We start from the raw sequence: 19297 nt of genomic DNA, 5'->3' as shown, positions 1-19297 counted from the left end.
ACCCCCACCGGTCTCCTTCCTTCCCACCCACGGGAGGGGACGGGCCGGAGGGGCCTGGTGTGTGGACGTAAAGCGAAGCAGTCCACACACCAGGCCCCGGAGGACCGTCACCGCACCCGACAGCCCCGCGCAGCGGCACCGCCCGCCGCAGGCGCCACGGCGACAAAGCCAACAACGTGGGGAGAACGCCGGCCGCCAGGCCACGGCGGGACGGCCGACAACGTGGGAAGCCAAGCCAAGCGCTAAGCGTTTTCTTAGGGGGGCGAAAATTTTCTTTAGCGTAGGGAATGATTGCACCCTGCGCCCCGTTGTACCCCTACGGAGCGCCCGGCAGCGAAGCCGCGCAATCCACACCATTCAGTTCTCCGCAGGAGGATCAGACGAAGGGAGAAGCCGGTATGCGCTTCGAGATCATGCGCCTGGACGACGTCGACGGCACCGCCGTGGACAGCACCGTCGTGGACGCCGCCTCCGTCAACCGGATCGTGCAGCAGGCCGCCGCCATAGGCCAGCGCATCTACATCCGCCCGGCCGACACCGCCGCCCGGTAACACCGACGCCCGTAGCCACGACTCCGCGGCGCCCCCGTACAACGTGTACGTACGGGGGCGCCGCGGCGTTTCGGGGCGGGGTCAGGCTGCCTGGATCACCTGGAGCACGCCGTTGATGATCTGCTGCACGGCGAGCGCGGAGAGCATCATGCCCGCCAGCCGCGTCACCAGGACCACTCCGCCGTCCTTGATCAGACGGATGATCACCAGCGAGAAGCGCATCACCAGGTACAGCACGACGTGGATCGCCACGATCGCCGCCCAGACGGAGACCTGGTCCGCGAACCCGTGCGCGTGCTGCACCGCGAGGATCACCGACACGATCGCACCCGGCCCGGCCAGCAGCGGCATGCCGAGCGGCACCAGCGCCACATTGACGTCCTTGGTCTGGGTCGGCTCCTCCGACTTGCCGGTCAGCAGGTCCAGCGCGACGAGCAGGAGCAGCAGTCCGCCCGCGATCATCAGGGCCGGCGTCGAGATGTGCAGCCGGCCGAGGATCTGCCGGCCGAAGAGACCGAAGACGGCGATCACGCAGAAGGCCACGGTGGCCGCCTGCCAGGCCATGCGGCGCTGCACCTTGGCCGGCCGGCCGGAGGTCAGGGCGAGGAAGATCGGAGTGATCCCCGGGGGATCCATGATCACGAAGAGGGTGACGAAAAGGGTACTGAAGACGGCGACGTCGAACACGGTGGTGGCCTTGCAAGTGGTGGTACGGACGAGCAGACGGGCGGGCCGGTGCGGTTATGCGGGCCCACAGGGGCCGGCGCGGTGCGCGGGCCCGGACGGGGAAGGGGAAGAGAGAGGGGACGGGCTGCCCTCAGCCGCCCGTGCCGGGTACGGGGAAGGCGCCGGTCGCACGGCGCACGATCTCGCCGTAGATCTCGGGGTCGGTGGTGTACTCGCCGAGCCGGCAGGTCTTGCGGCTGCCGTGGTAGTCGCTGGAACCGGTGGTCAGCAGGCCGAGGTCGGCGGCCATGGAGCGCAGCCGCGCACGGGTCGGAGCGTCGTGGTCCATGTGGTCGACCTCGATGCCGTCCATGCCGGCCGCGGCCAGCTCGGCCATCGCGCTCTCCGGTACGCAGCGGCCGCGCTTGACGGCCAGCGGGTGCGCCATGACGGTGACCCCGCCCGCGCTCTTGACCAGCCGGATCGCGTCGAACGGGTCGAGCTCGTGCTTCTCGACGTACGCCGGGCCGTCGCTGGAGAGCAGCGTGGTGAAGGCCTCGTCGACGGACCGGACCACGCCCAGCTCCATGAGGGCGGTGGCGATGTGCGGCCGGCCCACGGCGCCGTCCCCGGCGATCCCGGCGACCTGCTCCCAGGTGACCGGCATGCCCAGGTCGCGCAGCTTGGCGATCATGCCCTGGGCGCGCGGCACCCGGTCGTCGCGCACCAGCTCCCGCTCGCGGGCGAGTTCGGGCTCCTCGGGGTCGAAGAGGTAGGCGAGCATATGGAGGCTCACCCCGTCGATCCGGCAGGAGAGCTCCGCGCCGGTGACCAACGTCAGCCCCTCGGGCCGCGCGGCGCGCGCCTCGGCGTGGCCGGCGACGGTGTCGTGGTCGGTCAGCGCGACCACGTCCAGTCCGGCCGCGGCGGCGTTCCGCACCAGCTCGGCGGGGGTGTCCGTACCGTCGGACGCCGTGGAGTGGGTGTGCAGGTCGATGCGCACGACACGGACTCCAGACTGCTGCGGGACGGACTCGGGAACCCGCTCCGGGCGGACGCCGGGCACGGGCACACCGTAAGGGGACCCCAGCAGGATACCGGGCGGGCGGACGGCACCCGCCCACGGCGATCGCGGACGGTCAGCTCAAGATCCGCGGCGAGAGCGCCCCGCACGGCAGCAGGTCCACCTCGGCGCCCGCCTCGCGCAGATCCGTCAGCACCAGCTCGTCGTACATCAGCATCCCGGACTGCTCGGGCCAGGCGATCGCCCACAGCCACAGCCCGCGCGCCTCACCGGCGAAGACCGCGCGGTCCGCGGGGGCGCCGGCGACGTGCCAGAGGGGGGTGGGGCGACCGGCGGCGAGCACCTTGGCCTGCGGCGCTTTGTCCACGCACATGTGGGGGCCGGGGTCCGGGCCGTCTATGCCGGCGTAGCGCGCGCCCAGTCCGACGCCCAGTTCCTCGGCGATCAGCAGGAGTTCACCGGGGCCGCCCAGTGGTCCGGGGCCCGAGCAGGCCACCGCGGTCGCCCGGCCACCGCTGCGGTCGTCGCCGGCGCACGCCACGCCCGTGAAGAGCCAGCCGACCGGGAGCGGCCAGGGCATCCACACGGGCACCTGCGCGCGGTGCACGACGACGCCGAGCGCCTCGACGCTCGGCGGGACGACCGGCTGGAGCGGGTGCACGGTGCCGTGCACGGCGCACTGCCAGGTGTCGGAGAAGAGACCGGGCGCCCGCACCCGGCCTCCGCACTTCGGGCAACTGGGTTCGCCCCTCATAAGGACCAACGGTCCTCCAGCCCCGCCGTCGCGTCAAGGACGATCACCCGACCGGTGTGGGCCCTGAGGACCGCGCACCCACCGCACCGCTCGACCACCCGTTCGGGTGACGGGTGATCGAGGCCGTCCGCGACTCCGCGCCCGCACACGTACCGACCTCTCGGTGGACTCCCCCGCGAGCGGGCGAACGGGCTAGGGATCGCCGGTGCTCACGGGGGGGGTGTGAGCCGGTACGACGTGGCCGCACGCGGAAGCAGCGGAGCGGTCGACGGTCCGGCCGCGGCGAGCGGTACGTGCTGAACGACCGGTGTCGCGGCCACCTCGGCGACGGCGTACCTCCAAGGGCTCGCGGGGCTGCGCGCTCAGGAGGAACGCCCCGTCAAGTCCGGTGTGGTGAACGCCACTTGGCGAACCGGCCGGCGGAGCCGGGTGACGCGCGGTGCTTCACGACAGCGGTACGCCCGTGCGCAGCGGGTCGCGCAGGTCCGTACCGTGCTGCAACCAGCGCTCCTGGAGGGCGTCGGCGCCGTGCACCCGCTTCCAGGCGGCCTCGTTGGGCGTCATCGGCAACAGCGGGAGGAAGCGCACCGGATCCCTCGGCTCATCGAGTTCCAGGTCCTCGATCAGGCCGCCCGACTCGGCGACCAGCACCGAGGTGAACGCCGCGCCCGGCCACAGTGGTTCGCCCACGTCCAGCGAGGCCCCGGGGGCCACGATCACCCCTTCGACCTGCGGCGACGCGGCGAGCACGGCGAGCGGTCGCAGGACCTTGTCGGTGTCCGCGCGGCCGGCCCGTACCGAGAGCACGAGTTCGGCGCGCGGGCCCCGCAGCGGGTCGGCCAGCACGGCCGTGGGGTCGGCCATCGGCTGCGCGGACATCCCGAGCGTGGCGTAGCGCACCACATCGTCGTCCACGAAACGGAGCACCTCGATGCGCTCGGTCCCGAGGAAGGTGACCGCGGCGCGCGCGTCCGGCTCGCCCAGGCTCGTACGCAGCCGGGCTTCGACCAGCTCAAGAACGTCAGACATGCCGCGAGCATATGGCCAGCCCCTCGACCGCCCGTCACCCTCAAAGAGCTGCCCCGGAGCGCGTCAGCCGTTCGTATCGAACAGGCAAAGCGGCGCCTTATCGCATCAGACGGCTGATAGCCTTGCCGTCTGGTCAGGGAATGACGTCGTCCCCCAGCGGGGACCGGCCGGAGGAGGTGGGGCTGCGGTGGATCCGAGTCGACCGTGCAGTACCGATAGTTCTCCCGCCATCCCCCTCGCGCATCGCATCTCCTGATCCGAGAGCTTCCGTACCCCGCCGCCGCGCGGCGAAACCAAGGAAGCGCCTTTGCGCCGGATGTAGATGACGGAAGAGCGCCTTCGACTCTTTTTTTCCGTGTCTCTGCGAACTGCCGTCGCTGTTCCGCACCACGCTCTGCCCGCCCTCCCCGCCCGCCGCCGCGCGGCGGGACCCCGCGGACGTACAGTCAACGACGCTTGTACGCCTGCGTTCCGGGCAGCGTTGCGCCCCGCGCCCACAGCTGACGGCCGGCCCGTGAAGGAGCCTGCCATGTCGATGATCCGCGACCTGCGCGCCGCCGTCCGCCCGTCCCGGCGTCGCGACGCCCCCTCGTACCACCACCAGAGCGCCACCCCGGTCTGCGCGAACAGCGCCATCGTCGACTGCGGCGTCTACCGCGAGGGCCGCCGGATGAGCGAGCACGTCACCCCGGCCGAGGCGATGGCCCAGGTACGGGCGGACGGCGGCTTCGCCTGGATCGGGCTGCACGAGCCGACCGAGGCCGAATTCGCCGGTATCGCCAAGGAGTTCGGGCTGCACCCGCTCGCCGTCGAGGACGCCGTGCACGCCCACCAGCGGCCCAAGCTGGAGCGGTACGACGAGACGCTGTTCACCGTCTTCAAGACCGTCCACTACGTCGAGCACGCCGAGCTGACCGCGACCAGCGAGGTGGTGGAGACCGGCGAGGTGATGTGCTTCACGGGCCGGGACTTCATCGTGACCGTGCGGCACGGCGGCCAGGGCTCGCTGCGGGCGCTGCGGCACCGGCTCCAGGACGACCCGGAGTTGCTGGCCAAGGGGCCGTCCGCGGTTCTGCACGCCATCGCCGACCAGGTCGTCGACGGCTATATGGCGGTGGCCAATGCGGTGCAGGACGACATCGACGAGGTGGAGATCGACGTCTTCAGCTCGGGCACCAACGGCAAGGGCAACGGCACCAAGGGCTCCGCGAAGGGCGGCGACGCCGGGCGGATCTACCAACTCAAGCGCGAGGTACTGGAGTTCAAGCGTGCGGTGTCGCCGCTGCTGCGGCCGATGCAGCTGCTGAGCGAGCGGCCGATGCGGCTGGTCGACTCCGACATCCAGAAGTACTTCCGGGACGTCGCCGACCACCTGGCGCGGGTCAACGAGCAGGTGCTGTCCTTCGACGACCTGCTCAACTCGATCCTCCAGGCCAACCTGTCGCAGGCGGCGGTCGCGCAGAACGAGGACATGCGCAAGATCACGGCCTGGGCGGCGATCTTCGCGGTACCGACCATGATCGCCGGGATCTACGGCATGAACTTCACCTACATGCCGGAGCTGAAGTGGAAGTACGGCTATCCGGCGGTGCTGATCGTCACGGTCGCGATCTGTTTCGGCATCCACCGCGGCTTCAAGCGCAACGGGTGGCTGTGACGGCGGCCGCCTGCCGCTTCCGGCCGGGGGTCCGGGGGTTGCCCTCCGGGAAGACACAGCAAGCGCAACGGGTGGCTGTGAGGCACCGCCGTCCCACCTCCTGGGCGGGCCCGGGGAGCCGCGGCCGGGCCCATTAGGCTGAGCCGTATGACGGAGACCGTGTCGCAGGCCCTACAGGATCGGGCGCTCATCGAGGAGGCCACGAAGAAGTCCGGCCTCATCTGGGTGCGTGGGGCAACGGGCCCCGCCCGTGCGCTGTGGCACGTCTGGCACGACGGCGCCGCCTGTCTCGTGGGCGGCCCCGGCGAGCAGCCGCTGGCCGACCTCGGACTGACCGACGGCGGCCCGGCGACGGTCACCGTGCGCAGCAAGGACAAGGGCGGCCGGCTGGTCGCCTGGCAGGCCAGGGTGGTCGAGCCGGCGCCGGAGAGCGAGGCCTGGCGGGCCGCGGTCGAGGAGCTGAAGGGCAAGCGGCTCAACGCACCGGACGCGGACACCCTCGCCGAGCGTTGGGCGCGCGAGTGCCGGGTCCTGCGCCTGGAGCCGGCCGCCGACGAGGCCGTCCAGCGCCCCGGCCGGATGCCGGAGGGTTCGCACGCCGCACCGCCGCTGGCGTCCGCCGCGATCACCCGGCGGCCGATCCCGGCGGCGCTGCCCAAGCTGCTGCGCCGGGGCCGCAAGGGCTGACCGCGGGCGTCGCCCGCAATGCTCAGCCGGCGCCGGAGATCTTGCTTCCGTAGTCCACGACCTGGTCCTTGGCCGGGACCTTAAGGTCCACGTCCTTGCCCCAGTCGGCGAGCCGGACCACTCCCGCGTCGCCGGCGCGCTGCAACCGCAGCGGGTAGGGCGTGCCCTCCAGCGAGACGTCCAGGGTGCCGCCGGAGCCGGCGCCGGCGGTCAGCCGGACGGTGCGGGTGCCGTCGACGGTGCCGCGGTCACCGGCCGTCAGTTTGCCGTGCAGCCCGAGCAGGCTGGCGAGCAGGGTGTCCTTGTCGGTGAAACCGCTGAAGCGCTTGTAGACCGGGTCGGTGGCGGGCACCTTCACGTACTTGCCGCCGAGCTTCTGCGCCGCGGCGGGGTCGTGACCGCCCTGCCCGCCGGACGAGCCGCCCTGCTCGCCGGCCCAGAAGGCGGCGTCGGCCTTCAGGTAGAGCGCATGGCCCACCCGCAGCAGCTGGAAGCCGGCGGCCTTGGTGGTCAGCTCGCCCCTGGCGCCGTCCTCGGCCAGGCTCATGTCGAGCTTGTACGTGCGACCCTGGCTGACCACGTTGCCGGAGAGGTGCACCGTGTCCGCGTGCTCGGCCGCGGCCCGCGCCTTGGCCTCGATCGTGGCCGGCGGCAGCTTTCCCACCCCGTTGGTCCCGGCGTCCGGGTCCTCGCCCGCGCAGCCCGCCAGCGCCGCGGCCAGGGCCACGCAGGACGCCCCCACCAGCGCGAACCGGCCCGTACGGCGGGACCCGGCCAGGGGTCGGGGGCCGGCCCCGGGGGGGATTGCGCTCACGTCGGCTCTGCCTCCTGATGCGGGTGACCTCGACAGCCGTACGGCAGCGTACCTGCCACGCACCGGGTCCCGACCGGGTGCGTGGGCGGTCACCCTACGGCCGCTCTCCCCAGGGCGGCACGGACCCGGGCGGGTTAGCCTGAACCCGAATTGATGCCGTATTTCCGGCGACGGGAGAAGGGCGGCGCTCTGCATGGCAGTGGTGACTCCCCGGGTCTTCGTCTCCCACCTCTCCGGCAGCGCCGTCTTCGACCCCAACGGCGACCAGGTCGGCCGGCTGCGGGACCTCGTCGCGCTGCTCCGGGTCGCCGCCCGGCCGCCGCGGCTGCTCGGGCTGGTCGTCGAGGTGATCAGCCGGCGCCGGATCTTCGTGCCCATGACCCGGGTGACCGGCATCGAGTCCGGCCAGATCGTCATCACCGGCGTGATCAACATGCGGCGCTTCGAACAGCGGGCGTCGGAGACCCTGGTGCTCGGTGAACTGCTCGACCGGCGGGTGCGGATGGTGGAGTCCGGCGAGGAGGTCACCGTCCTCGACATCGGCATCACCCAGCTGCCCGCCCGCCGCGACTGGGAGATCGACAAGGTCTTCGTACGGAAGGGGAAGGGCGGGGCGCTGCGCCGCAAGGGCGAGGTGCGGACCGTGGAGTGGTCGGCGGTGACCGGCTTCTCCCTGGAGGAGCACGGGCAGGGCGCGGCGAGCCTGCTGGCCACCTTCGAGCAGCTGCGCCCGGCCGACCTCGCCGGCGTACTGCACCATCTCTCCGCGAAGCGGCGCTCCGAGGTCGCCGCGGCACTCGACGACGACCGGCTCGCCGACGTCCTGGAAGAGCTGCCGGAGGACGACCAGATCGAGATCCTCGGCAAGCTCAAGGAGGAGCGGGCCGCCGACGTCCTGGAGGCGATGAACCCGGACGACGCCGCCGACCTGCTCTCCGAGCTGCCGGAGGAGGAGAAGGAGCGGCTGCTGGCACTGATGCGGCCGGAGGAGGCCGCGGACGTGCGGCGGCTGATGTCGTACGAGGAGCGCACGGCGGGCGGGCTGATGACCACCGATCCGATCGTGCTGCGCCCGGGCGCGACCGTCGCGGAGGCGCTGGCCCGGGTCCGCGACCCGGACCTCTCCCCCGCGCTCGCCGCCCAGGTCTACGTCTGCCGGCCGCCGGACGAGACCCCGACCGGCAAGTACCTGGGCCTGGTGCACTTCCAACGGCTGCTGCGCGACCCGCCGTTCACCCTCGTCAGCTCGATCGCCGACACCGACCTGCCGCCGCTGCCGCCGGACACCGCGCTGCCGGAGCTGACCAGCTACCTCGCCGCGTACAACATGGTCGCCGCGCCGGTCGTCGACGACAGCGGTGCGCTGCTGGGCGCGGTCACCGTCGACGACGTCCTGGACCACCTTCTGCCGGACGACTGGCGGGAGGCCGAGCTGCACGGCGAAGGGACGCCCGGGCTGACCGGCGCCGGGCACCTGGGGGAGGCCGCGGATGGGCGCTGACGAGCGGGAGGGCCGGGAACGTACCCGGGCGAACGGTGCCTCGGCGGTGCGGCGGAGCGTCGCCGCCGACCGAGCGCGGGTACGCCTGGACCTGCCGCGCACGCCCCGCCGTACGTTCGTGCCGCAGTACGACCCGGAGGCGTTCGGACGGCTGTCGGAGCGGATCGCCCGTTTCCTGGGGACCTGGCGGTTCATCGCCTGGATGACCGTCACCATCATCCTCTGGGTGATCTGGAACATCGCCGCGCCGGCCCGGCTGCGGTTCGACGAGTACCCCTTCATCTTCCTGACCCTGGCGCTGTCCCTCCAGGCCTCGTACGCGGCGCCGCTGATCCTGCTGGCGCAGAACCGCCAGTCGGACCGGGACCGGGTCACCCAGGAACAGGACCGCAAGCAGAACGAGCGCTCCATCGCCGACACCGAGTACCTGACCCGGGAGATCGCGGCGCTGCGGATGGGCCTGGGCGAGGTGGCCACCCGGGACTGGATCCGCGACGAGCTCCAGGACCTGCTGCGGGACCTGGAGCTGCGGCAGCTGATCGAGGCGGAGAGTGACGAACGCGACCGCTGACGGGACTTTCCGGAGGCACCCTCACGCGCCGTACCATCGGGGCATGGCTACCGACATGCCCACAGGCCCCGCCCCGAGCGAGGACGCGATCCGCGCCGCACTCTCGACGGTGAACGACCCCGAGATCCACCGCCCCATCACCGAACTGGGGATGGTCAAATCGGTGGACATCGCGGCGGACGGCGCGGTGGCGGTCGTGGTCTACCTCACCGTCTCCGGATGCCCGATGCGCGAGACGATCACCAACTCCGTGCGCGACGCGGTCGCCGGGGTCGAGGGCGTGACCGGCGTCCGGGTCGACCTGGAAGTGATGAGCGACGAGCAGCGCAAGGAGCTGGCGACGTCGCTGCGCGGCGGCACCGCCGAGCGCGAGGTGCCGTTCGCCAAGCCCGGCTCGCTGACCCGGGTCTACGCCGTGGCCTCCGGCAAGGGCGGCGTCGGCAAGTCGTCGGTGACGGTCAACCTGGCCGCGGCGATGGCCGCCGACGGGCTGAAGGTCGGTGTCGTGGACGCCGACATCTACGGCCACTCGGTGCCCCGGATGCTCGGTGCGGACGGCCGCCCCACCCAGGTCGAGAACATGATCATGCCGCCGTCGGCCAATGGCGTGAAGGTCATCTCGATCGGCATGTTCACCCCGGGCAACGCCCCGGTCGTCTGGCGCGGCCCGATGCTGCACCGCGCCCTCCAGCAGTTCCTCGCCGACGTCTACTGGGGCGACCTGGACGTCCTCCTGCTGGACCTGCCCCCGGGCACCGGCGACATCGCCATCTCGGTGGCGCAGCTCGTCCCGAACGCCGAGATCCTCGTCGTCACCACCCCGCAGCAGGCGGCCGCCGAGGTCGCCGAGCGGGCCGGTTCGATCGCGGTGCAGACCCACCAGAAGATCGTCGGCGTGGTCGAGAACATGTCCGGCCTGCCCTGCCCGCACTGCGACGAGATGGTCGACGTCTTCGGCACCGGCGGCGGCGAGCGGGTGGCCGAGGGCCTGACGAAGACGACCGGTACGCAGGTGCCGGTGCTCGGCGCCATCCCGATCGACGTCCGGCTCCGTGAGGGCGGCGACGAGGGCAAGCCGGTCGTGCTGACCGACCCGGACTCCCCGGCCGGCTCGGCGATCCGCGCCATCGCCGGCAAGCTGGGCGGCCGCCAGCGGGGGCTGGCGGGCATGTCGCTGGGGATCACCCCGCGCAACAAGTTCTAGCGGTCGCGCGCCCTGGCTCGTACGGAGCCCGGGGGGCTTCCTGATGCCCGTTGATGCGTGCGAGGGGGCGGGTCCCCAGGACCCGCCCCCTCTGCCGTCCGCCGGCGCGCCGGGCCTCCGTACGCGCTGGTCAGCCCCGGTACGTGGCGATCTCCTTGATGACCGAGAAGCCGAGCCCGTAGGCGCTCATCCCGCGGCCGTACGCACCGATGTGCACGCCGTCCTCGGCGCCCTCGCTCGCCGAGCCCGCCAGCACCCAGCCGTACTCGGACTCGCGGTAGGCGAACGAGGTCGGCACCCCGTCCACCGGCAGCATCAGCTCGCTCCAGCTCCCGCCCCCGAGGTCGTCGGCCAGCTCCCAGGCGAGCATCGTCTGCTGGTCGAGCCAGTCCTGGCGCAGCGAGCGGTCCATCTGGGTCGGCCAGGTGTGGGCGAGCAGCCCCGAGCCGGCGAGCCAGGCGGCCGTGGAGACCGAGGTGGCCTCCAGGACGCCGGTGCCGTCGGCGCTGCGCCGCACGGGGCGGCTGGCGACCGTCACCACCACCGCGAACCGCTCGTCCTGCGGCGACTCCACCTTGATGGTGGGCTCCTCACCATGCCCGGTGGCGCCGTGCTCGACCGTTCCGTCCGCGGCCGCGCCGACCTGCATCAGCCAGCGCGGACCGGTGAATGCCTCATCGAGCCCGTACCACGGGAACGCTGCCAGCAGGTAGCCGTCGACCTTCCGGCCGGCCGTGGTGGTCGCCTCGTGATCCGCTGTCCGACTCGTCGTCTCCATCTGTGCGGAGCCTCCTTGTTGCCCTGCGTCGTGGGCGGCCCGCCCCCCTCAGGCGACCAAACCCCGGACACCCGGAGCATAGCTATAGGGGTCAACACAGCCCGGGCATACCGGAGTGTGTCAGGTAGCGTCGGCGTCGAACGGCGGACGCTCGTCCGGCCCCGTGTTTCCGGGCTTCTTGAGCATGTCCGGGCGGCCGCCTGCGGCCGGGGACTCCTTGGACAGACTCAGGCCTGAGCCGTTGGAGTGCGTGGCGGACGAACCGCTCCCGCGGCCGTGCACGGCGTCCGTGACCTCGGCCATCTCCTGCTTCAGATCGAAGCCGTTGCGGATCTCGGCGAGCTCCTTGAGGCCGTACTCGTCCTTCTCCAGGACGTGCTTGCGGACGAAGTTCTTGGGCTTGAGGTCCTCGAACTCGAAGTCCTTGAACTCGGGGCCCAGCTCGCTGCGAATGTCTTCCTTGGCGCTGTCGGAGAACTCCCGGATCTTCCGGATGACGCCCATGACGTCCTGGATGACCTTGGGGAGCTTGTCCGGGCCGAAGACGAACACGGCGAGGACCACGATCGCTACCAGCTCGAGTGGTCCTATGTCGAAGAACACCGTGCAGCTCCTTGGGTCATCCGCGGCCTTCGTAAGCCTATGGGCCAGGCCGACTATCACGGTACCTGGCTCCGCACGTCCGACGGGAGTCGCCCGTGCCAACACCGTGCAAACGATCAGCCCGTCGTGGAGGAACCCAGCCTGAGCCGTACGGACTGCTCCTTGCCACCCCTCTGGAGCGTCAGCATCAGCGTGTCACCCGGCCGGTGGCTGCGGATCTTCACGATCAGCTCCTCGCCGCTGTGCACCGCGGCACCGTCCACCTGGGTGATCACATCGCCGGCCCGGATCCCGGCCTTGGCGCCCGGGCCGTCAGGGGTGACCGGCGCCTTGCCGTCCTTGCTGTGCCGGCCGACCCGCGCGCCGTCCCCGGCGTACTCCATCTCCAGCGTGACGCCGATCACCGGGTGGGTCGCCCGGCCCGTGTTGATCAGCTCCTCCGCCACCCGCTTGGCCTGGTTGATCGGGATCGCGAAGCCCAGCCCTATGCTGCCGCCCTGGCCACCGCCGTCCAGGCCGCCGGCGCTGTCGGCCGCGCGGATGGCGCTGTTGATGCCGATCACCCGTGCCCTGGCGTCCACCAGCGGCCCACCGGAGTTGCCCGGGTTGATGGGCGCATCGGTCTGGAGCGCGTCCACGTAGGAGATGTCGCTGCCGTCGCCCTTCTTGCCGCCGGCGGTGATCGGGCGCTGCTTGGCGCTGATGATGCCGGAGGTGACGGTGTTGGCGAGGTCGTACGGCGCGCCGATCGCCACGACCGGGTCGCCGACCTGCACCGAGTCGGAGTTCCCGAGCGTGAGCGGCCGGAGCCCCGTGACGCCCTCGACCTGGACGACGGCGAGGTCGTAGCCCCCGTCCTGCCCGACGACCTTGGCCTTGGCCGTCTGTCCGCCGCTGAACGTCACGGATATCTCGCCGCCGCTCCCGGCCGGCTCCACTACGTGGTTGTTGGTGAGGATGTGGCCCTGCCGGTCGAGGACGAAGCCGGTGCCGGTGCCCTGCTCGGCGTTGCCCCGGACGTGGATCGTGACCACCCCGGGCAGCGCGGCCTGCGCGATCCCGGCGACGCTGTCGGGCTTGCGGCCGCCCTCGTCACCGGCCGCCTGCGGCAGCTTGATGTCGTTGATCCCGCCGTAGCGCTCCACATACGCGCCGACCCCGCCGCCGACCCCGCCGGCGATCAGCGCGAGCGCCACCGCGCCGACGGCCAGCAGCCCACGCCGACTGCGCCGCCCGGCGCCGGGCGGCGGCGGTACGGACGGGCCGCCCTGTAGGGGCGCGCTCCAGGGGTCGTACTGCTGCCAGGCGCCGTGGCCGGCCGGCACCGGATCGGGCCCCCGGCCACCCGGTACACCGGGCTGCGGCTGCGGCTGCGGCTGCGGCTGCGGCTGCGGCTGCGGCTGCGGCTGCGGCTGCGGCTGCGGCTGCGGCTGCGGCTGCGGCTGCGGCTGCACGGGAACGGCCGGTTCGGCGGCGGGTGCGGGGTGCGTGGACTCGGCCGGGCGGGCCGGGTGCGGCTGCTCACCGGTCGGGCCGGTCGGGCCGGTCGGCGCGCCGTCGGCGGTGGCCGGCGGCAGGGGGGACGACGCGGCGATCCCGCTGCCGTCCGTGCCCTGCGGCACGGCGGGCGGCGGGGACTGCGGCGCGCTCGGATAACCCGCGGCCGGCGGCGAAGCACCGTACGGCGGCATCGGCCCGGCGGGCTGGGGGTACATCCCGGCGGTAGCCGGGGGAGGGAGCACGGTGCCGTGCGCGGGGGTGGCCACCGGGCGTTGCACGGGCGGCGCGGGCGCCCACGGCCCGGGGCCGCCGTACGGAGGCGTGCCGTACGGGTCCTCGGGGTGCAGCGGCTGCTGGCGCTGCGGCGGCGCGCTGGGCGTCTCCGCGGACACCGACGGCGCCGGGGCCGCGGGGGCAGCCGGCGCCAACTCCTCCGCTGCATCGGCCGCTTCGGCCGCCGCTGCCTCCGGCGGCCGCACGACCCAGTCCGCCGGCTCCTGCGCCCCGGATATCCCGGAGGCGTCGGACGCATCGGCCTGTGCCGGGTCCGCCGAGCCGTCTGCGGACGGCATCGCCTGCGGGCCGGCCTCGGCGGACGACCCGGTGCCCGGGGTGTGTCCCGGACGGCTCCACCACTTCAGCTTCGCCCCGGCAGCCTTACCGTCGTCCATGCTCTCCCCAGAATTCGCCCGCGCACACGCGGGCCACCGCCACCTCGCGGCACCTGACCGGTCCCCCGGTCAGGGGTGCGCCGCCCCACAGGGATTCAATCAGTTCCGTGCGGGGCTGCGCAGGGGCCGGTCAGCGCCGGGCGGCGGCGGTGTCCGGGGAAGCGGAGCCGGCGGCCGCGGAGCCGATCAGCGGCCGCTTGGGCTCCAGCGGCGGGAGCGGGGGCGGGTTGCGGTGCGCCGGGGCGCCGCTCGCGGCTATCAGGGGCGACAGGCCGAACCGACCGGCCGGCTGGTCCGTTGCCGGCGCGGACGGCACCGACGCGGCGCCGGGACCGTAGAGGGCCAGGGCGCTGGGTGCCGGCGCGAGGGTCGGGCCGCCGGACGACGGCCACGTCCGCTGCCGGGCGTTGCCGGTCCGCAGGAACTCCCCGCTGCGGAGCAGCGAACCGCTGTCGGCCGCGGGGCTGACGCTGAGCGGGGTGACGGCCGTGCCGCCGCCCTCGGGACGCCCACCGCCCGGATCGACGGCCGCCTCCAACGGCAGGGCGCCGCCGAGCGCAAAGGCCGCGAGCGAGACCGCACCGGCCGCCGCGAACGCGAACCGGCGCCGCTGCGCGGGCCGTTCGGCCTCCTGGGCGCGGAAGCCGCGCGGACGGGACTGCGGGGGAACGGCGGGCATCGCAGGGCCGGAGTGGTTGCCGGAGGGGACGTAGCGGAACGGGCTGCCGCCCCGGGCGAATTCACCGCGCCCGAAGCTGCCGTTGCCGAGCCGACTGCCGGGCCCGTCGGAGTCTCCTCCGGGCAGCTGTTGCAGGCGTGCCAGGAACCCCGCGGAGGGCCCGGGGGGCGCCGCCTCGGCGAACACGCTCTTCAGCCGACGCTGGGCGTCGGCCTCCGCCTTGCACTTTCCGCACGTCGCAAGATGCGCGAGCACCCGCTCGCGCGCGTCATGCCCCAACTCGCCGTCGACCAGGGCCGCGAGGCGGTCGCCGAGATGCTGCTCGGCGGGGGACGGACCGCCACTGAGGCTCACGCGATTCCGACCTCCCCCGTGGGCACCACGGCCAGCGACCGCCGCTGCCGGGTCTCCTCGCTGCGCGTCGCCGGGGCGCGGTGCTTGAGCGCCTTGCGCAGGTGGGAACGGCCGCGGTGGATCCGACTGCGGACCGTACCGAGCTTGACGCCGAGCGTCGCGGCGATCTCCTCGTACGACAGGCCCTCGATGTCGCAGAGGACGACCGCGGCCCGGAACTCGGGCGCGAGGGTGTCCAGCGCCTGCTGCACATCGGCGTCGAAGTGACTGTCGTCGAACTGCTGCTGCGGCGCGGGCTCACGGCTGGGGAGCTTCTCGGCGGCGTCGTCACCGAGCGCATCGAAGCGGATACGCTGACGGCGCCGGACCATGTCCAGGAAGAGGTTGGTCGTGATGCGGTGCAGCCAGCCCTCGAAGGTGCCGGGGGTGTACGTCGACAGTGAGCGGAAGACGCGGACGAACACCTCCTGGGTGAGGTCCTCGGCGTCGTGCTGATTGCCGGTGAGGCGGTAGGCGAGGCGGTAGACCCGTGCGCTGTGGGTGCTGACGATCTCCTCCCAGGTGGGCGGAGTCCACGCCTGCGCATCCGCGTCTGCGGCAAAGGTCGCGGTAGGTGCGGAGTCGGTGGTGCGGAAACGGTCAGCGGTGTTGGTCACGGATTTCGGCTCGGCGAACGACCTTTTCAAGCGCCTCAGCACTCCTCGGTCACCCGCCGCAGCCGCACCTCCCCTGGTGGCTCTGGTGGTGTCCAGTAGAGCCCCTACCATATCCACCTCGCCCGTTAGCTCCGGATAAGCAGTTTTGACCTGCATTTGGTCCTGCTTCTGGCTGTGATTTCCCTGATTCCCGTCTCGCGCGGTCTTCACCACTGCGTCCCCCCGTCTTTCCCCTACCTCTCCTTAACGCCCGGTCCCATCTGCGGGTTCCCGCAGACAGCGGATACAGTCACGGTTGCGTCAACTACGGGGACAGGAGAGGGCCATTACCGGCAACCGGCAGACGAGCTTGGCATTCGCCGAGGCGTACGGCGCCGGGACCATCGACGGCACCACCGAGGCCGCCCTGCGCTGGTCCCGCGACCGCGCGACGGAGGCCGGCATCCGCACGGTGACGACCGGCACCGGCGCGGCCCTGCGGCTGCTCGCCGCCGCCGTGGACGCCAAGGCGGTCGCCGAGATCGGCACCGGCACGGGCGTGTCGGGCATCTACCTCCTGCACGGCATGCGGCCCGACGGGGTGCTGACCACCGTGGACTGCGAGCCCGAGCGGCAGGCCTTCGCCAAGCAGGCGTTCCGCGCGGCCGGCTTCGCCGGGAATCGCGCCCGTTTCATCCCCGGACGGGCCCTGGACGTCCTGCCGCGGCTCGCGGACGGCGGATACGACCTGGTCTTCTGCGACGGCGACCTGGTGGAGTGCCTGGAGTACCTCGCCGAATCGTTGCGTCTGCTGCGCCCCGGGGGCCTGGTCTGCTTCGAGGGCGTCTTCGCGGACGGCCGTACGGTCGATTCGGCGATGCAGCCGGCCGAGGTGCTGCGGCTGCGCGAGCTGCTGCGGGCCATCCGGGAGAGCACGACGCTGGTGCCGTCCCTGCTGCCGGTCGGCGACGGGCTGCTCTGCGCGGTCAAGCGCGGCTGACCCGCGACCCGGCGGCCCCACACGGCGACGCCGGCCAGGTGGCACACGCAGGCCCGCGACGCGGATACAGCCATATGTAACCCACATACAGCCCACATACAGACACATACTGAACGGCCCCGGCACACGGCGCGCATCAACTGCGCGCCGCCTGCCGGGGCCGGGGTGGTGCGACTGGGGGTACCGAGGGCCGTCAACCCAGGGGATCCGCCGGTTCCACCGTTGTTTCAGACGGTGACCTTCTCCAGGGCCTCACCCAGGGCCTTGGCCTCGTCGGGGGTCAGCTCGACGACGAGCCGTCCGCCGCCTTCGAGCGGAACGCGCATGACGATGCCCCGCCCCTCCTTGGTCACCTCGAGCGGGCCGTCGCCCGTCCGCGGCTTCATGGCCGCCATGCTCGTTCCCCTTCCTGAAACCAGCTCATCTCAGCCGACGGCCCGAATAGGCACGTGTCACCGGCATCGAACACATTGCTTCCAGGCCATTATCCCGCATCGAACGACCCGATGACCAACATCGGGGAGCATCCCTTCGGCAACGCGCTCTCTCAAACCCACCCAATTCGGGGAGCGGGCTGCGATACTCCGCCACCCACCGACGTCCGACGCGGCCGCATTCTTTGATGTACGTCACATGCGAACGGTCGTTGATCTCCGGCATCCTGAGCGCTGACTGCCGCTGCCGAGCAGTCCGAGCCGCGACGGAGGGGACTCCCACTATGGCCGACACCGTGCTCTACGACGTGACCGACGGACTCGCGACGATCACACTCAACCGCCCCGACGCGATGAACGCGCTGAACATCGAGGCGAAGGTCCAGCTGCGGGACACCCTGCGGGAGGCCGCGGCCGACCCGGCCGTGCGCGCCGTGCTGCTGACCGCCACCGGGCGCGCGTTCTGCGTCGGGCAGGACCTCAAGGAGCACATCGGCCTGCTGGCGGCGGACCGGGCGAACGGCTCCGGGAACACCATGAGCACCGTGCGTGAGCACTACAACCCGATCGTGACGGCGCTGACCGAGATGCCCAAGCCGGTGGTCGCCGGCGTCAACGGCGTCGCCGCGGGCGCCGGTGCCGGCTTCGCGCTGGCCGCCGACTACCGCGTCGTCGCCGACTCGGCGTCGTTCAACACCTCCTTCGCGGGCGTCGCGCTGACCGCCGACTCCGGGATGTCCTGGACGCTGCCCCGGCTGATCGGCCACGGCCGGGCCGCCGACCTGCTGCTCTTCCCGCGCAGCGTCAGCGCCCAGGAGGCGTACGAGCTGGGCATCGCCAACAAGGTCGTACCGGCCGAGGAACTGGCGGACGAGGCGGCGGCCGTCGCCCGCCGGCTGGCCGAGGGCCCGACCGCCGCCTACGCCGCGATCAAGGAGTCGCTGGCCTACGGGGCCGGGCACTCGCTCGCCGAGACGCTCGGCAAGGAGGACGAGTTGCAGGGGCGGGCCGGTGCGTCGGAGGACCACCGGATCGCGGTCGAGGCGTTCGTGAAGAAGGAGCGGCCGGTCTTCCTGGGGCGCTGACCCGACCCGGCGGCCGGACCCGCGCCCCGGCACCCGGCTCAGCCGGCCGCCGCCTCCACCGCCGCCCGGACGTGACAGGCCGCCAGATGGTCGTTGACCAGACCGCACGCCTGCATCATCGCGTACGCCGTGGTCGGGCCGACGAAGCGGAAGCCGCGCTTCTTGAGGTCCTTGGCGAGCGCCGTCGACTCCGGGGTGACCGGTTGTACGTCGCCGAGGGTGCGGGGCACCGCCCGGCCGGCGCGGTCCGGGGCGTAGGACCAGATCAGCTCGTCCAGCTCGCCCGGGGCCAGTTCGGCGGCGACCTTGGCGTTGTTGATCGTCGCGGCGATCTTGGCGCGGTTGCGGATGATGCCGGGGTCGGCGAGCAGCAGCTCGGCGTCCGCCTCCGTGAACCGCGCCACCTGCGCGATCCGGAAGCCGGCGAAGGCCGCACGGAAGCCGGGGCGGCGGCGCAGGATCGTGATCCAGGAGAGCCCCGACTGGAACGCCTCCAGGCTCATCCGCTCGAAGAGCGCGTCGTCGCCGTGGACCGGCAGGCCCCATTCGGTGTCGTGGTAGGTGCGGTAGTCGGCCATCTGCTCCGACTCCATCCCCCACGGACAGCGCGGGACACCGTCCGGTGCCGTCACCACACCCCGGCTCATGACTGGTCCTCGCCTTCCGTCGTGCGGAACGATTCGGGGGCTCCGGGGGCCTGTGGACCGGTGGCCCCGGGAGGTGCGTCCCGGTCAGCGGCGCCCTCTATCAGCCCCGGGCCGCCCATCGCCGCGGCATGGGCGCCGGCCAGCGCCGCCTCCAGCTCGGCGATCCGGGCGTCCCGCTCGGCGAGCTCGGCGCCCAGACGGTCCAGGACGTCGTCCACGTCGTCCATCCGATAGCCGCGGACGGCCACCGGCAGCCGGACGGCCTCCACGTCGGCGCGGCCCACCGGGCGGTCCTCGGGCAGCGGGTCGGACAGCCGGTCCGGCTCGGAATCCCGCAGCCCCCCGCCGTCACCGCCGACGACCACGAGCGTGACCGCGGCCACCACCACGACCATCGCGATCAGCAAGAACCAGAACACGACCAACTCCCCGGACTATGTGCCTGCACCGATC

The 19297-nt window shown here is 72.4% G+C and carries 21 protein-coding genes; 8 read left to right on the top strand and 13 right to left on the bottom strand.

Going from position 1 to position 19297, the window contains the following annotated elements:
- The first annotated feature begins 398 nt into the window (after nucleotides 1–398).
- On the top strand, nucleotides 399–551 hold the full coding sequence (locus AB0C96_RS16640; protein ID WP_099871903.1) for a hypothetical protein: 153 nt from the start codon (nucleotides 399–401) through the stop codon (nucleotides 549–551).
- Nucleotides 552–632: 81 nt separating this feature from the next.
- On the opposite strand, the gene AB0C96_RS16635 is transcribed toward AB0C96_RS16640, so the two are convergent.
- The 4 genes from AB0C96_RS16635 to AB0C96_RS16620 form a co-directional block, all read right to left on the bottom strand.
- On the bottom strand, nucleotides 633–1238 hold the full coding sequence (locus tag AB0C96_RS16635; RefSeq protein ID WP_362917977.1) for a MarC family protein: 606 nt from the start codon (nucleotides 1236–1238) through the stop codon (nucleotides 633–635).
- A gap of 130 nt (nucleotides 1239–1368) precedes the next feature.
- Nucleotides 1369–2220 carry a PHP domain-containing protein gene (locus AB0C96_RS16630; RefSeq protein WP_362917975.1) on the bottom strand — a complete coding sequence of 284 codons (852 nt, stop codon included), beginning with the start codon at nucleotides 2218–2220 and terminating at the stop codon, nucleotides 1369–1371.
- A gap of 136 nt (nucleotides 2221–2356) precedes the next feature.
- Nucleotides 2357–2995 carry a DUF6758 family protein gene (locus tag AB0C96_RS16625; RefSeq protein WP_362917973.1) on the bottom strand — a complete coding sequence of 213 codons (639 nt, stop codon included), beginning with the start codon at nucleotides 2993–2995 and terminating at the stop codon, nucleotides 2357–2359.
- A 444-nt stretch (nucleotides 2996–3439) separates the two neighbouring features.
- Complete coding sequence (locus AB0C96_RS16620; RefSeq protein WP_362917972.1) at nucleotides 3440–4024, bottom strand: suppressor of fused domain protein; 585 nt, start codon at nucleotides 4022–4024, stop codon at nucleotides 3440–3442.
- A gap of 529 nt (nucleotides 4025–4553) precedes the next feature.
- On the opposite strand from AB0C96_RS16620, the gene AB0C96_RS16615 reads away from it, so the two are divergent.
- Both AB0C96_RS16615 and AB0C96_RS16610 read left to right on the top strand, forming a co-directional pair.
- Nucleotides 4554–5681, top strand: coding sequence for a magnesium and cobalt transport protein CorA (locus tag AB0C96_RS16615; protein ID WP_362917971.1), 1128 nt, complete (start codon nucleotides 4554–4556; stop codon nucleotides 5679–5681).
- Nucleotides 5682–5828: 147 nt separating this feature from the next.
- Nucleotides 5829–6368: a hypothetical protein gene (locus AB0C96_RS16610; protein ID WP_362917969.1), complete on the top strand. Its 540-nt coding sequence runs from the start codon at nucleotides 5829–5831 to the stop codon at nucleotides 6366–6368.
- A 22-nt stretch (nucleotides 6369–6390) separates the two neighbouring features.
- Here the strand turns inward: AB0C96_RS16610 and AB0C96_RS16605 are convergent, their stop codons facing one another.
- Nucleotides 6391–7182, bottom strand: a complete 792-nt coding sequence (locus AB0C96_RS16605; RefSeq protein WP_362917967.1) for a hypothetical protein — start codon at nucleotides 7180–7182, stop codon at nucleotides 6391–6393.
- A 193-nt stretch (nucleotides 7183–7375) separates the two neighbouring features.
- On the opposite strand from AB0C96_RS16605, the gene AB0C96_RS16600 reads away from it, so the two are divergent.
- From AB0C96_RS16600 to AB0C96_RS16590, 3 genes are read left to right on the top strand one after another with little or no spacing between them, the layout of a single operon-like run.
- Entirely contained in the window at nucleotides 7376–8683 is a 1308-nt protein-coding gene (locus AB0C96_RS16600; protein ID WP_362917965.1) for a CBS domain-containing protein, read from the top strand.
- A complete protein-coding gene (locus tag AB0C96_RS16595; RefSeq protein WP_362917963.1) occupies nucleotides 8673–9254 on the top strand; it encodes a DUF1003 domain-containing protein in 582 nt (193 codons plus the stop codon). The genes AB0C96_RS16600 and AB0C96_RS16595 overlap by 11 nt, the downstream gene beginning before the upstream one ends.
- 43 nt (nucleotides 9255–9297) lie before the next feature.
- The gene (locus AB0C96_RS16590; RefSeq protein ID WP_362917961.1) at nucleotides 9298–10458 is read left to right on the top strand and encodes an Mrp/NBP35 family ATP-binding protein; all 1161 of its coding nucleotides are present in this window, start codon (nucleotides 9298–9300) and stop codon (nucleotides 10456–10458) included.
- A 130-nt stretch (nucleotides 10459–10588) separates the two neighbouring features.
- Here AB0C96_RS16590 and AB0C96_RS16585 read toward each other — a convergent pair whose 3' ends face one another.
- The 5 genes from AB0C96_RS16585 to sigE all read right to left on the bottom strand — a co-directional run bounded on the left by AB0C96_RS16585 (nucleotide 10589) and on the right by sigE (nucleotide 15810).
- Nucleotides 10589–11236: a hypothetical protein gene (locus AB0C96_RS16585; protein ID WP_362917959.1), complete on the bottom strand. Its 648-nt coding sequence runs from the start codon at nucleotides 11234–11236 to the stop codon at nucleotides 10589–10591.
- Nucleotides 11237–11356: 120 nt separating this feature from the next.
- Complete coding sequence (locus AB0C96_RS16580; RefSeq protein ID WP_362917957.1) at nucleotides 11357–11839, bottom strand: sec-independent translocase; 483 nt, start codon at nucleotides 11837–11839, stop codon at nucleotides 11357–11359.
- 116 nt (nucleotides 11840–11955) lie between these two features.
- A complete protein-coding gene (locus AB0C96_RS16575) occupies nucleotides 11956–14010 on the bottom strand; it encodes a trypsin-like peptidase domain-containing protein (protein WP_362917955.1) in 2055 nt (684 codons plus the stop codon).
- A gap of 130 nt (nucleotides 14011–14140) precedes the next feature.
- Entirely contained in the window at nucleotides 14141–15043 is a 903-nt protein-coding gene (locus AB0C96_RS16570; protein ID WP_362917953.1) for a zf-HC2 domain-containing protein, read from the bottom strand.
- Nucleotides 15040–15810, bottom strand: coding sequence for an RNA polymerase sigma factor SigE (gene sigE / locus AB0C96_RS16565; protein ID WP_362917989.1), 771 nt, complete (start codon nucleotides 15808–15810; stop codon nucleotides 15040–15042). Before sigE ends, AB0C96_RS16570 begins: the two co-directional genes overlap by 4 nt.
- A gap of 184 nt (nucleotides 15811–15994) precedes the next feature.
- On the opposite strand from sigE, the gene AB0C96_RS16560 reads away from it, so the two are divergent.
- On the top strand, nucleotides 15995–16678 hold the full coding sequence (locus AB0C96_RS16560; protein WP_362917951.1) for a class I SAM-dependent methyltransferase: 684 nt from the start codon (nucleotides 15995–15997) through the stop codon (nucleotides 16676–16678).
- Nucleotides 16679–16905: 227 nt separating this feature from the next.
- Here the strand turns inward: AB0C96_RS16560 and AB0C96_RS16555 are convergent, their stop codons facing one another.
- Nucleotides 16906–17073, bottom strand: coding sequence for a DUF3117 domain-containing protein (locus tag AB0C96_RS16555; RefSeq protein ID WP_003985072.1), 168 nt, complete (start codon nucleotides 17071–17073; stop codon nucleotides 16906–16908).
- 323 nt (nucleotides 17074–17396) lie between these two features.
- On the opposite strand from AB0C96_RS16555, the gene AB0C96_RS16550 reads away from it, so the two are divergent.
- Nucleotides 17397–18197 (top strand): enoyl-CoA hydratase-related protein, encoded by an 801-nt coding sequence (locus AB0C96_RS16550; RefSeq protein ID WP_362917949.1) that lies wholly within the window; start codon nucleotides 17397–17399, stop codon nucleotides 18195–18197.
- 38 nt (nucleotides 18198–18235) lie between these two features.
- Here AB0C96_RS16550 and AB0C96_RS16545 read toward each other — a convergent pair whose 3' ends face one another.
- Together AB0C96_RS16545 and AB0C96_RS16540 are read right to left on the bottom strand one after the other, a co-directional pair.
- On the bottom strand, nucleotides 18236–18844 hold the full coding sequence (locus AB0C96_RS16545; protein WP_362917947.1) for a DNA-3-methyladenine glycosylase I: 609 nt from the start codon (nucleotides 18842–18844) through the stop codon (nucleotides 18236–18238).
- Nucleotides 18841–19263: a DivIVA domain-containing protein gene (locus AB0C96_RS16540; protein WP_362917945.1), complete on the bottom strand. Its 423-nt coding sequence runs from the start codon at nucleotides 19261–19263 to the stop codon at nucleotides 18841–18843. Before AB0C96_RS16540 ends, AB0C96_RS16545 begins: the two co-directional genes overlap by 4 nt.
- Nucleotides 19264–19297: the final 34 nt, after the last annotated feature.

This window comes from Streptomyces sp. NPDC048506 (assembly GCF_040651315.1).
In the GTDB taxonomy this organism is placed as follows: domain Bacteria; phylum Actinomycetota; class Actinomycetes; order Streptomycetales; family Streptomycetaceae; genus Streptomyces.
This window is presented reverse-complemented; position numbering and strand designations above follow the sequence as displayed.